This window comes from Planktothrix rubescens CCAP 1459/22, from assembly GCA_904830895.1.
Lineage (GTDB): Bacteria > Cyanobacteriota > Cyanobacteriia > Cyanobacteriales > Microcoleaceae > Planktothrix > Planktothrix agardhii.
This window is the reverse complement of sequence record LR882958.1, coordinates 3,631,356-3,644,386: the sequence shown is the minus strand read 5'-3', so window position 1 is coordinate 3,644,386 and position 13,031 is coordinate 3,631,356. Positions and strand designations below refer to the sequence as shown.

General features: G+C 40.8%; 8 protein-coding genes. 7 read left to right on the top strand and 1 reads right to left on the bottom strand.

The window, feature by feature from the left end; all coding sequences use genetic code 11:
* Positions 1–70 precede the first annotated feature (70 nt).
* The 5 genes from NMG86_RS17080 to NMG86_RS17060 all read left to right on the top strand — a co-directional run bounded on the left by NMG86_RS17080 (position 71) and on the right by NMG86_RS17060 (position 8,492).
* Positions 71–1,516, top strand: a complete 1,446-nt coding sequence (locus NMG86_RS17080; protein ID WP_026798158.1) for a cytochrome ubiquinol oxidase subunit I — start codon at positions 71–73, stop codon at positions 1,514–1,516.
* 147 nt (positions 1,517–1,663) lie between these two features.
* Positions 1,664–2,677, top strand: coding sequence for a cytochrome d ubiquinol oxidase subunit II (gene cydB, locus NMG86_RS17075; protein WP_026798157.1), 1,014 nt, complete (start codon positions 1,664–1,666; stop codon positions 2,675–2,677).
* A gap of 44 nt (positions 2,678–2,721) precedes the next feature.
* Positions 2,722–4,230: a GMC oxidoreductase gene (locus NMG86_RS17070; RefSeq protein WP_026798156.1), complete on the top strand. Its 1,509-nt coding sequence runs from the start codon at positions 2,722–2,724 to the stop codon at positions 4,228–4,230.
* A 645-nt stretch (positions 4,231–4,875) separates the two neighbouring features.
* Entirely contained in the window at positions 4,876–7,806 is a 2,931-nt protein-coding gene (locus NMG86_RS17065) for a family 10 glycosylhydrolase (RefSeq protein ID WP_026798155.1), read from the top strand.
* A 110-nt stretch (positions 7,807–7,916) separates the two neighbouring features.
* Positions 7,917–8,492 (top strand): Uma2 family endonuclease, encoded by a 576-nt coding sequence (locus NMG86_RS17060; RefSeq protein WP_026795700.1) that lies wholly within the window; start codon positions 7,917–7,919, stop codon positions 8,490–8,492.
* A gap of 9 nt (positions 8,493–8,501) precedes the next feature.
* On the opposite strand, the gene NMG86_RS17055 is transcribed toward NMG86_RS17060, so the two are convergent.
* Positions 8,502–9,788 (bottom strand): pentapeptide repeat-containing protein, encoded by a 1,287-nt coding sequence (locus NMG86_RS17055; protein WP_026798154.1) that lies wholly within the window; start codon positions 9,786–9,788, stop codon positions 8,502–8,504.
* Between the two features lie 283 nt (positions 9,789–10,071).
* Between NMG86_RS17055 and NMG86_RS17050 the strand changes: the two genes are divergently transcribed.
* Positions 10,072–11,475 (top strand): adenylate/guanylate cyclase domain-containing protein, encoded by a 1,404-nt coding sequence (locus NMG86_RS17050; RefSeq protein ID WP_026795702.1) that lies wholly within the window; start codon positions 10,072–10,074, stop codon positions 11,473–11,475.
* 82 nt (positions 11,476–11,557) lie between these two features.
* A complete protein-coding gene (locus NMG86_RS17045; RefSeq protein ID WP_026798153.1) occupies positions 11,558–13,030 on the top strand; it encodes an MBOAT family O-acyltransferase in 1,473 nt (490 codons plus the stop codon).
* The last annotated feature ends 1 nt before the right edge of the window (position 13,031 follow it).

Sequence of the window (13,031 nt, the reverse complement as noted above, 5' to 3'; positions counted from 1 at the left end):
CTAAAAAATCAGTCATCAGTCATCAGTTAGCAGTTAATTACCCATTCGTAATTCGTAATTCATAATTCTTATGACCAACTTACTTTCGGATACAGTCGCTCTATCGCGGATTCAATTTGCGATGACCGCAATTTTCCATATGCTCTGGCCGGTTTTGACAACCGGAATGGGGATTTATCTGGTGATTATTGAAGGGTTGTGGCTAAAAACTCGGAATATTGATTATTACCATCATGCCCGTTTTTGGTCGAAGTTATATGTCTTGAATTTTGGCATTGGTGTGGCAACGGGATTGCCGATGGCGTTTCAGTTTGGGCTGAACTGGGCTCCTTTTTCAGAGGCTGTGGGTGATTTTTTGGGTACGGTGCTAGGTTTTGAAGGCACAATGGCATTTATGCTAGAGGCGAGTTTCTTAGGCATTATGCTGTTTGGCTGGAATCGCGTGCCGCCATTCATTCATTGGATTGCGACTATTTTGGTGGCCTTTGGAGCTAATCTTTCTACTTTTTGGATTTTGTCGGCGAATTCTTGGCTACAAACCCCTGCGGGTGGGGAATTTGTCAATGGTAAGTTTGTGGTTCAGGATTATTTTGCGGCGATCGCTAATCCGTTCATGGTTAACAGTTTTCTCCATATGTTCTTTGCAACATTGGAGACATCTCTGTTTGTGATTGGGGGAATTAGTGCTTGGTATATCTTGAATCAACGCCATGCTGAGTTTTTTGGGCGATCGCTCAAAGTTATCCTCGCTGTAACGATCATTATCGCTCCTTTACAAATTTTCGTCGGACATTTGAGTGCGGAACAAGTCTATCACTATCAGCCTACTAAATTGGCAGCAATGGAAGCACAATGGGAAACTGTTCCGGCGGGAGAACCTGCTGCTTGGAGTGTGATCGCTTCCCCCAATGAGCAAGCGGAACAAAACAATTGGGAGGTAAAAATTCCTGGGGCATTAAGTTATTTACTAGAACTAAAACCAACGTTACCCGATCCTATTAAAGGATTAAAAGAATGGAAATCTGCTGATCGTCCGCACATGGTGGGTTTAATTTACTATTCTTTTCGGATCATGGTAGCCATTGGCTTATTTTTCGCAGGCTTGATGTTTGTAACTGTGGTGCAATGGCTGCGCGGTAAACTATCGGCAAGTACGATTACTCAACAGAAATGGCTGATGCGGGCTTGGATTTTTGCTGCACCTTTAGGTTATATTGCCGTAGAAACAGGTTGGATTGTTCGTTGTGTAGGACGACAACCTTGGATTGTTTACGGAGAGTTAAGAACCCTTGATTCGGCATCCCATTTACCTGCGGGGGAAGTGTTATTTTCCTTACTCGGTTTGACGAGTATGTATCTCGTGTTTTTGTTTACAACCCTTTATTTTGCCAGTCGAATTGTGGTCAAAGGCCCAAATTTAACCTTGCCTATTCCTGGTCAAATTGCTGAAGCCATCGTGAATACAGAATTAGCACAACATGAACGCGATCGCCGCCCAACAGAAGCACAGCAATAGATCGCAATAAAAAGTATATTGTTGTGTCATAGCTCTCGACACAACAATATACCTAAATCAACTGTTGTTGGTGATTGGAAAATAACTAATGACAAATGCAAAAGGCATTTTTACTTAAAATTTAAGTTGAGTTAATCGGAGTCTAAAATGGAACCCTTGCAACCTTTACAACATTTCCTTCCCCAAGTTTGGTTTTTTATCTTGGGATTGTTTCTATTTCTTTATGTGTTACTCGATGGTTTCGATCTCGGTGTGGGGATTCTTTCTCTCACCGCTTCTAGTGAGGAACGTCGTAGTATTTTGATGACAAGTTTGGGGAATGTTTGGGATGCGAATGAAACTTGGTTAATCCTAATGGGAGGATCGCTTTTCGGCGCTTTTCCTCTGGCTTATGCTACCATTCTCAACGCCTTGTATTTACCCGCCGTGATTATGGTAGTTGGCTTAATTTTGCGAGCAGTTTCCTTTGAATTTCGAGAAAACGCCGAGCGCAAACTAATTTGGAATATCACCTTTGGGGTTGGTAGTTTTTTAGCTGCTTTAGGTCAAGGATTTGCTCTGGGTAGCGTCTTTGAAGGAATTACTGTAGATGCTGCGGGACACTTTGCTGGGGGAATTTGGGATTGGCTTACCTGGCGCTCGGTGATAGTTGCTCTTACCTTAATTCAAGGTTATGTGCTGATTGGCTCTACTTATTTGATTCTCAAAACCAGTGGCGAGTTGCAAAATACTTACTATAAAACAGCAACAATTGCGACTTGGACAACCTTAGTAGGTGCGGTTTTTATCACCATTACGACCCCAGTTTTTTCTGAACAAGCCAGAGAACAACTCTTTACCGCTCCTCTGATTTATATTTTTGGACTGATTCCTATTTTGGGTATCTTACTAATAGGATTGTTGCTCAGAAGTCTGAAATATCGAGAAGAAAATGCCCCTCTGATTTGGACATTTTTGGTTTTTTCCCTATCATTTATTGGGTTGGGATTTGTGATTTTTCCCAAAATAATTCCTCCCAGTGTCACTATTTACCAAGCTGCGGCTGCCCCTAGTTCCCTGGTTTTTATGCTGACTTTTATCGGGTTTTTAATTCCAATTGTCCTGTCCTACAATGTCTATAACTATATCGTTTTTCGGGGCAAAATTACTGGGGAATTTTAAGATAAAATTAGGAATAAATCTGTAATATCAAGAGGATAATTTACATGATTATTGATGACCAATCCTACGATCTAATTATTATTGGTACGGGCGCGGGGGGAGGAACTCTCGCCTATAAGTTAGCCTCTACCGGAAAGAAGATATTGATTTTGGAGCGGGGGGATTTTATGCCCCTGGAGGAACAGAATCGCAGTCATGTCGATATCTTCAAACGCGATCGCTATCATGCCCCGGAACAGTGGTATGACAGCGCCGGAGAACCGTTTTCGCCCCAAATGAATTATGCAGTTGGTGGTAATACCAAAATCTATGGCGCCGCCTTACTCCGATTTCGGGAAGGGGATTTTGAAACTGTCCAACATCAGGGGGGAATTTCCCCGGAATGGTGTTTGAAATACTCAGATTTTGAACCCTACTATACAGAAGCTGAAACGCTGTATAAGGTTCATGGTCAGGCAAATGACGATCCGACCGAACCTCCCCGTAGTGGCGATTATCCCTTCCCAGCAGTGGCTACCGAACCCCAAGTCGCCCAAATCTATGAAGCGATCGCTAAACTTGGTCTTCATCCTGCTCCTTTGCCTTTAGCTCTTACCCGCCAGGATGACGATCCTACCAACGATTCGGAAGTTAGTGGCATTGCTCCCGCCTTAACCCATCCTAATGTTACCCTGAAAACCGGGGCGAAGGTGGTTCGTCTGCACATAAATCCATCGGGTCGGGTGGTGAAAGGGGTGCAAGCTGAGATCGATGGACAATCCCATCTGTTTCTAGGGGATATTGTGGTGTTGGCTTGCGGTGCGGTGAACTCGGCGGCGTTGTTGTTGCGTTCGGTGAGCGATCGCCATCCCAACGGTTTGGCCAATAGTTCGGGTCTGGTGGGGCGGAATTTAATGAAAAGCCTGATGACCGTAGTAGTACAACTGAGTACCAAACCCAATTCTGGAGCGTTTCAAAAGACAGTCTGTGTGAATGATTTCTATTGGGGCGATGACGATTTCCCTTATCCTATGGGACATATTCACAACTCCGGCGGACTGCTGACCGATATAATTTTCGCCGAAGCGCCACCGATGTTTTCCCTACTGGCAAAATTTATGCCCGGTTTTGGATTAAAGCAGTTGGCAACCCATTCTATCGGTTGGTGGGCGCAAACGGAAGATTTACCCGATCCGAATAACCGAGTCCGGTTTGAAGGGGGAAAACTATTTATTGACTATAGTGCCAACAACAACGAGGCACATGATCGCTTAATTTATCGCTGGACTGAAGTTTTAAAAACTATTGAAAAACAACTGGAAGGCTTTCAACAGGGGGTATTACATCCCCGTGGTGAAGTGCCGATTCAGGTGATGGCCAATCAGTGTGGTACTTGTCGTTTTGGCGATGATCCTCAAACTTCGGTATTAGATCCCAACTGTCGCGCTCACGATCTCGATAATCTCTATGTGGTAGATGGTAGTTTCTTTCCATCTAATGCTGGGGTTAGTCCCGCTTTGACAATTATTGCTAATGCGCTGCGAGTAGGCGATCGTTTAATTGAGCGGTTGTAATAGCGCTTATGGTGGGTACAGACCATGATCAGTACAGACCATGATCAGTACAGACCATGATCAATCAGCGTCCAGCGATTGAAATCGTGGCTACACAACCGAAGTCCGCCTGCGCGGACTTTTAACTTCTTTTTAACAAGGGTTTAATCAAAGGTTTAATCAAAGGTTTGAAACCCGCGCCGGTGGGTTTTGTTTGTGTAGCCACGGTTTCAACCGATGGGACTGAGGATAGTTAATTTCTTTCTACTAAATTATTAATTGAAGCTTCTGAAAGATTGGCTAGAAAATTATAGCTTAGGGGATTTATGGCGGATGGGAGAAATTGGAGGAAATCGATGGGAGAAATTCGGATTTATGTAGAAGGTGGGGGTGATGAAAAAAAAGTATCTTATTGCGATCGCCTATTTAAAAAAATTACTGATATTAGTGGATAATTAGATATTTTCCTAGTTCGCTTCCCTTCAATACAGATGCCTGGTAGAATATTGAAGATTTGTATAATCCTTGTCCAATTTTTGAGGTGTGGAGTTGGAAAGAGAGAGAATTTGGCAGAATTTCAGGTTTAGCCTAAAAAAAGACTTGACAATTCTGTCTATTTATGCTATCTCAAAAGATTTTTGATCATCAAAAAACTAATATAAACCAATGGTGCAAAGGCGATCGCAAACGTTTTTCCAACAGATTATCCTTGGAACTCTTGCCAGTACAATCTTACAATTATCAATTCCCCTAACTTCCTTAAGCCAAATAAATGCCCGATTAGGGGTAATTCGTGATTCAGGACAAACCACAGAATGGAATAGCATTGAACAACGCTTAAAAGCCAGTAGAATACCTTATCAAACCCTGGATTTAAACAATATCAAAAGCCTCGCCGATCTTCAGGGAATTCGAGTTTTATTTCTGCCTAATATAACTATTATTAAAACCGAACAAGCCAAAATCCTGCAAGAGTGGGCAAAACAAGGCGGACAGGTGATTGCGAGCGGCCCCATCGGAGAAAAATCTACCCCTTTAGTTCGTCAATTGTTGCGATCAATTTTAGGTTCCTATTGGGCTTTTCCCCTCACAGTTCCCGCTAAACCCCAAATCGCTAAAAATCGCTGTCGAACTCAAGATCCCCTCTGCGCTTCCCTAACAACTTGGGGGCCAATTCAAGCCAATGCTAACGCCGTTGAAGGGGGAGTTTTAATTCCCACTACCTTAGAAAGTTATACCGCCGGAATTTGGGAAGCTAGTGGTAGTTCTCCCGCCGTTATTACTACTCAAAAAGCCACCTATTTAGGCTGGCGCTGGGGAAATCAATCCTCCCCAGATGTTGATATTGCTTGGTTACAAGCGGCGGTTAGTCGTCATGGTTTAGCCACAAACCCGACAACAACTCCCGTCGCCACTGTGCCCGTCCCCGTCCCACCCCCAACAGTCACCCGTCCAGCCCCTACACCGCCCCCAGCAACGGCCACCCTTCCGGCTTTTACAGCCCCAGTAACGGCCACCCGTCCGGCCCCTACACCGCCCCCAGTAACGGCCACCCGTCCGGCTTTTACAGCCCCAGTAACAGCCACTCGTCCAGCTAACCCCATTCCTGTACCCCTGCCCACGACACCAAGGGTACAACCAACGGCTACTGTCCCATCTCCACGTCCGGTGACACCTGCGATACTTCCCCAGACTCCGGTTTCCCCCCCGCGTTCAACTACGCCCCCCGCCCCCAGCCTAACGGCAACTCGGACATTACCCAATACTCCGGCGGTTCCGAGTGGTTTTATTGACCCTTCCGAACAAATTGCCCCGGCGGGTTTAGAAGTGCAGCCCGGAAATCAACCTATTGAGGAATTAACTGCCATTGCAATGCGTCAGGAATTAGTAGATTTATTAGGACGTTTTGAAAATGCTTTAATTGCCTCAAATTCCGGTAATATTCCAATTAATTTACAGGTTGCTTCCACTCAATTAACAGCAGGAACAGGAGGAAATTTAGCCAGCGCTAATTTTAAACAATCCGATCAAATTATTACTAAAGCTAGAGAAGTAATTAAGAATTTTCCCGAATTAGTCGCACAGCAAAATTGGTCAGAAGCTCGCCAGCAATGGTTAGAAATTCGTCAACAATTATGGCAACATTATCCCACGGAAGGAGAACGATTAGGGGCGGAAATTCGGGCAGTTTGGTTAGACCGAGGAACTATTGTTAAAGCCAGAAATGAAGCGGGACTGTCGCAGGTTTTTGATCGGTTAGCTTCGGCGGGAATTAATACGGTTTATTTTGAAACAATTAATGCAGGTTATCCAATTTATCCCAGTCGAGTCGCGCCCGCGCAAAATCCTTTAATACAGGGTTGGAACCCATTAGAATCGGCGGTAAAATTAGCCCATGAACGGGGGATAGAATTACACGCTTGGATCTGGGTTTTTGCGGTGGGAAATGACCGTCATAATGAACTGTTAGGACAACCCAGTAGTTTTTTAAGTCCGGTAATTCAAGCCCATCCTGATTGGATCAATATTAATAATTATGGAGAGTTAAGAAATACCCGCGATCGCAAAGTTTATCTTGATCCCGCCAACCGGGAAGCTAGGGCGTATTTAATGCGTTTAATTAATGAAATTACTGCCTATAATGTCGATGGGTTGCAATTAGATTATATTCGCTATCCGTTCCAAGATCCAAGCGGAAGTTACACCTATGGATATGGGAAAGCGGGACGGGAACAATTTCAACAATTAACAGGAGTTGATCCGGTTAATATTACTCCCAAAAACAATCAATTATGGAATCAATGGACGCAATTTAAAACCGAACAAATAACCTCCTTTGTTGCAGAAGTTTCGCGATTTTTGAAGCAACAAAAACCTAATGTAATTTTATCAGTGGCGGTGTTTTCTAATCCTGAACAGGAAAGGATTATGAAAATTCAACAACAATGGGAAGTTTGGGCGAAAAACGGTTATGTGGATTTAATTGTTCCGATGACCTATGCAATGGATACCAACCGTTTACAACGAATTACTCAGCCCTTAACCCAGGAACAACGGTTAGGGTCGGCGTTAATTAGTCCATCAATTAAGTTACTAAATCTACCTGAAATTGTGGCGATTGATCAATTACAATCCTTACGGGATTTACCAACAGGAGGATATTCAATTTTTGCTGCTGAAAGTATTGGTAATAATCTCCAAAACTATTTGCATAGAACTCAAAATAATTCCTCGAAAACTCAACCTCCCATTCCCTATCGCCAGCCCTTTGCTGCGGCGCATGATCGCTATTTAGCCTTAAAAAGAGAATGGAGTTTTCTGTTAGGAAATGAACAACTTTGGATACGAGATGAGGAATTAAAATCTTTGAGTATTCAAGCGGAGGAGTTAGCACAAACCCTAAAACAGTTAGAGGATAATCCTTCTACTCAAACTTTAGGAATTGCTCAAGAAAAGTTAGCAACTTTCCAAAAACAATTCCAAATTTCTATGCGTTTACAAGCCTTAGAACGTCCCTATCAAGTATCGAGTTGGGCAAATCGTTTGGCGAGTATTAATATGTTATTACGCTATGGAGAAAGAAGGGTAAAAAATTAATCAAAAGATAGTTTGTTGTTGTGCTTTAGCACTCTCAGCACTTAGGGGCTGAAGCCCAACAACGTTATACTTAATAATTAATAGGGCTATTGTAAAGTTGAGGTGACAACATGACACAAACCCCTGTAAAGTTAACGTTTGAGGAGTATCTAACCTACGATGACGGAACAGATAATCGTTATGAACTTGAAGATGGGGTGTTAATTCCGATGACACCTGCGAGTCCCATTCATTCTGATATTATCGGGTTTTTGTTTATCTGTTTTTATCAAGAAATTCAAAGACAGAATTTAGACTTAAAAGTTAAACAGGGAGATGTGGGGATACGAACTAGATTTAGTCGCTCCCGACAACCGGATATTGCTATTATTCAAGCAGAAGATTGGCGACGGTTACGACAGTTTAAAAAATCAGCAATTCTGGAGGTTCCGGCTTTATTAGTGGTAGAAGTTGTGAGTCCAGGGGAAGATAACGAAAACCGAGATTATGTTAAAAAGATGACTGAATATGAGGAATTTGGGATTGCTGAATATTGGATTATTGATCCTTTAATAGAACAAGTTATGATCAATTTTCTGATGAATGGAAGTTACCAGAATACTATTTTTACAGGTGAACAAAGGATGATTTCTCAACTATTTCCCGACCTCAATTTGACAGTGGAGCAAATTTTTATGGCAGAATAAATAAAAAAATCAACGATCTAACTTATTAGGAATACCTTCGCACCCTCCGGGGATAGTTTTTCGAGATTTAGAACCGCACCATGCACAACAATAATAACGATTTTCTTCTGATAAATTATCAACGCCAGTAAAGTCAGTATTTTCCAGCACAGCACCCGTATATTCTCCGGTTTCAAAATTAGGAATTAATGTGCGACTGCGAGGGGAAGCTGTTTCTACAGGGCCATAAAATAGTTTAATAGAACGTAAATTTGTCCGGGATAAATCGGCTTCATAAAGAATAGAACGGGCTAAATTAGCGCGGACTAAATTACATCCAGTTAAATTAGCTTTGACTAAATTAGTATCCGTTAAATCCGTCCGTCGCAGGTCAGTTTCAGATAAATCTGCTCCCGCTAACATCGCCCCCAAATCAATCACCCGCACCCCATGGGCGCGATCTTCGGCATAATTTCCATTACCATCTAACATCGGACGTCCTAGATGGCGATCGCGTTGTAAAGGAGTAATTAATCTAGCTTGAGATAAAAACCGGAGAATTTTGGCTTTTCCTTCCGCATCCACACTTTTAACAATCGCTGAGGTTCGTCCTTCTGCAATCACTCTTTCCTGCGGCCAATCTTCTAATAATCCCTGTTCTCCTAAAGCTAAATCAGAAACTCCTTGAAAATAAGCATCAATGGTTTGTTGTTGAGTAATTCGGTTTTGTTGAATAGTTAAATCCCGAGAAATAATATACTGTCTCCAAGCCACATAAACGGCAATAATAGCAATTAAAATTTGACCTAATGCTCCACCTAAATCCCCCAAAGCACCAATAGCATCCCAATTAATTGTAATATTACTTACTTCATTGGGAGTATTCGCATTACTAAAAATAACTAACCCAATTAAGGAGCCTAAAATTCCAATACAAGCAATAATTAAATTGCGCCAACTCGGGGGAATTAATGTTTCCCAAACTTTTCCCCAATTCGACCAAACTAACCGCAAAGACAAGGCTAATGTGGCGAAAGCACTTGCATATCCTAATACAATATTATCAATTCCTAACCCTAAAATCATCAATGCCATCGCCGATAGCACCACGACCGAACCCGATACCTGATTCGGTCGATCGTTCAAAGTCGAGTTTTCAGTTTCGATTTCCCAAGAGTCCACGGGGGAGAGTTGGATCGCCTGCGTTGGGGTTTCCGCTTCTGAAGGCTCAAGGGTGGGTTTAGGCGTCGCACCATTAAGGGTTTCGGGGATATGCTCCAGTCCTTGAGATGGGGATGAATTTGGCTCTATGGTCATCAGTTAACCTCTGTTGTATTCAGCCTGAGAATTATTTTAATTAAAATTATCCTAATTTTAGCTGAATCTAGTTTAACATTAGTTTAGGGTTCCCAAACATGAGTTTTTTAGATACAATATCCACTAAGAGTGCATAGGTTCTACACTTTTAAATATACAGGTCTTAATAATATAGCAATTTTATCTATTTTACAAATTACCTGAGATGAGATTCTGGATTGAGGGAGAGGGGACTTGAATGATTATTGATCTAAAAAAAGATATTTGTAGGAGTGATCCATTGATGTCTGAACAACTGAAATTATTTTTTAAACTTTTTAATGCCCGTCTTTCTCGAAACATTGCAATCTGGGTATTTTTGAGTTTAGTTTTTATCGAGGTTTTAATTTTAATTCCTTCAGTATATCAATATCAGCAACAACTTTTAAGACAATTTCCGGCAATATCTTCTAATAAAATTGCTTGGATAATTGAAACCTATCCCTATAGTTCTAATTCTGAACTCTTAAAACAATTGAGTCATTTACATCATTTGAATCCCGATATTTTAGGAGGAGCCGTTTACCGAACTACAGGGGAATTAATTGGTCAATTTGGTGAGCCTCCTGTTTTAACATTTTCACAAGCAATACAGGGGAAAACATTATATTTGCGTCAACAAAATGGCGATCGCTATGATGTTAGTTGTAATGTTAATCCTATGAACAATAAATATGTAATTATTATTCGTCATGATGCTTCTGATGTTCAGACAGAAACCTATGCTTATATTTTAAGAATTGCAGGTTTAGTTTTAATAATTGCTTTTTTTGTGACTTCATCCACATTATTTGTTTTGGGAAAAAATGTTATTCTTCCGATTTTAAAACTGCGTTTAGATTTAATTGAAGCTGGGAAAGCAATTGTTGACAACAAACCTGTACCCAGATTTTATTCAAATTCGATCCAAAGAAATGATGAACTAGGGGATGTAATTGCTACGTTTCAAACTATGTTTGAAAAAATTTATCAAGCCACCTTAGAAAGAAATCAAGCCGAAGCAGATTTGCGATTAGAAAAAGATAAATCCGAAAAATTATTACTGAATATTTTACCCTTAGCGATCGCTGAAAAACTTAAAAAAAATCAGGGGTGTATTGCCGATCGCTTTGAAGAAACCACAATTTTATTTGCCGATTTGACCGATTTTACAGGCATATCCTCTCGCAGTTCTCCTACACAAATTGTTACTATTTTGAATGAAATTTTTTCTGAATTTGATCGTCTAGCAGATAAATATGAATTAGAAAAAATTAAAACCATTGGGGATGCTTATATGGTCGTTGGCGGTATCCCTATTCCTAAACCCAATCATGCCCAAGCGATCGCAGAAATGGCCCTAGAAATGCAACAAATTATTCAAAAATTTCGCTCTCATGATAATCAATTATTAAATCTTAGAATTGGCATTAATACAGGGCCAGTAGTTGCCGGAGTGATCGGACTCAAAAAATTCAGTTATGATTTATGGGGGGATGCTGTTAATATTGCCTCGCGCATGGAATCTCAAGGTATACCCGGACAAATTCAAGTCAGTCACACCACCTATCAAAAAATTAAAGATAGTTACTTACTCGAAGAAAGAGGTATAATTTTAGTCAAAGGTAAAGGCGAAATGCGAACCTATTGGTTAACAGGGAAACAATAAACCCTAGTTGTTGGGATGAGTGCCCCTACCCACCATCATAGTTATCGCAACGACAAACCCTATTCTTATTGTTACTTTATTTATGACCTTTATTTCAGTTACCTACGGAATATTTTTATTGCTTTTATTAGGGTTATATTGGATTATTCCTGGGAAATCTTGGCGACTTTTTATCCTATTAATCTCAAGTTTACTTTTCTATTCTACCTTACAAATTCAATATATCCCCTTACTCCTACTTTGGACAATCTTTAACTTTGGTTTAGCCTTAACAATTGTCGAACCTCAAGAATGGGAAATCCCCCATATTTCTTGGAATCGTCGTCGCACTTTTTTACTCATATTAGGAATTGTAATTAATATCTTAATTCTAGTTGGATTCAAATATTTACCTTTTATTTTCAATACTCTAGGAACACTCTGGAATATTCCTATTATTATTAATACCGGAAGTTGGATCGATCAATATGTTATTGCCCCATTAGGATTAAGTTTTTTCTGCTTTGAATTAATCGCCTATTTAGTCGATGTTTATCGAGGCGCACCCGCAGCAACTTCTCTACTAGAATTTACCGCCTATAAATTATTTTTTGCCAAACTAATATCAGGGCCAATTACTCGTTATCATCACTTAAATAATCAGTTTAAAACCCTAAAATTCCCCATCCCCGAACAAATTGCAGATGGACTTTGGTTACTGGCTAGGGGGGCAATCAAAAAAGGGCTTTTAGCCGATAATATTGGGATTTTAGTAGATTTAAGTTTCAGTAATTTACAACGGGCTGGAAGTGGGGATTTATGGTTAGCAATTTTCGCCTATGGTTTACAATTATACCTTGATTTTAGCGGTTATGTAGACCTAGCAAGAGGCACAGCATTACTGTTAGGATTGACTTTACCGATTAACTTTGATTCCCCCTATTTTAGCACCAGTATTGGAGATTTTTGGCGCCGTTGGCACATCACATTAGGGGATTGGTTACGCAATTATTTATATTTTCCTTTGGGGGGTTCTCGGGTGGGATTATTCCGCACCTGTTTGAATTTAATTCTAGTTATGTTAATCGCAGGAATTTGGCACGGTGCCGCCTGGGGATTTATCATTTGGGGGGGATTACATGGGTTAGCATTAGTAGTTAATCGTCTCACCGAAGCACTATCTAAGCAATTATCAATTACTTGGATTTGGAACAGTTTACCCGGAATTTTAATCGCTTGGTTAATCACTCAATTAATGGTATTTACGACTTGGATTTTTTTCCGACTCCCTAATTTACAAGATTCTTGGTTAGTCATCAATCGGTTATGGGGTCATACCGCCGATGTCCAGTTTGCCCATAAAGTTTATGTTGAAGCCTTGGGTTTAGAAAGACACCATCTAGTGATTTTATTATCCTCTGTTTTTGGATTAATGGCAATTGCAACTCTATTAAATCGAGGGTTAAAATTAGAATTAAATTGGACAGTAAAATTAGCTTTAGTTCCCTTGAGTTTCTTCACCGTTTGGTTATTAGCACCCGCAGGGGGTTTACCCTATATTTATTTTGATTTTTAGT

Coding starts and splice junctions, on each gene's coding strand:
- NMG86_RS17070 (WP_026798156.1), top strand. CDS start 2,722: ATGATTATTGATGACCAATCCTACGATCTAATTATTATTGGTACGGGC.
- NMG86_RS17065 (WP_026798155.1), top strand. CDS start 4,876: ATGGTGCAAAGGCGATCGCAAACGTTTTTCCAACAGATTATCCTTGGA.
- NMG86_RS17050 (WP_026795702.1), top strand. CDS start 10,072: ATGTCTGAACAACTGAAATTATTTTTTAAACTTTTTAATGCCCGTCTT.
- NMG86_RS17045 (WP_026798153.1), top strand. CDS start 11,558: ATGACCTTTATTTCAGTTACCTACGGAATATTTTTATTGCTTTTATTA.
- cydB (WP_026798157.1), top strand. CDS start 1,664: ATGGAACCCTTGCAACCTTTACAACATTTCCTTCCCCAAGTTTGGTTT.
- NMG86_RS17060 (WP_026795700.1), top strand. CDS start 7,917: ATGACACAAACCCCTGTAAAGTTAACGTTTGAGGAGTATCTAACCTAC.
- NMG86_RS17080 (WP_026798158.1), top strand. CDS start 71: ATGACCAACTTACTTTCGGATACAGTCGCTCTATCGCGGATTCAATTT.
- NMG86_RS17055 (WP_026798154.1), bottom strand. CDS start 9,788: ATGACCATAGAGCCAAATTCATCCCCATCTCAAGGACTGGAGCATATC.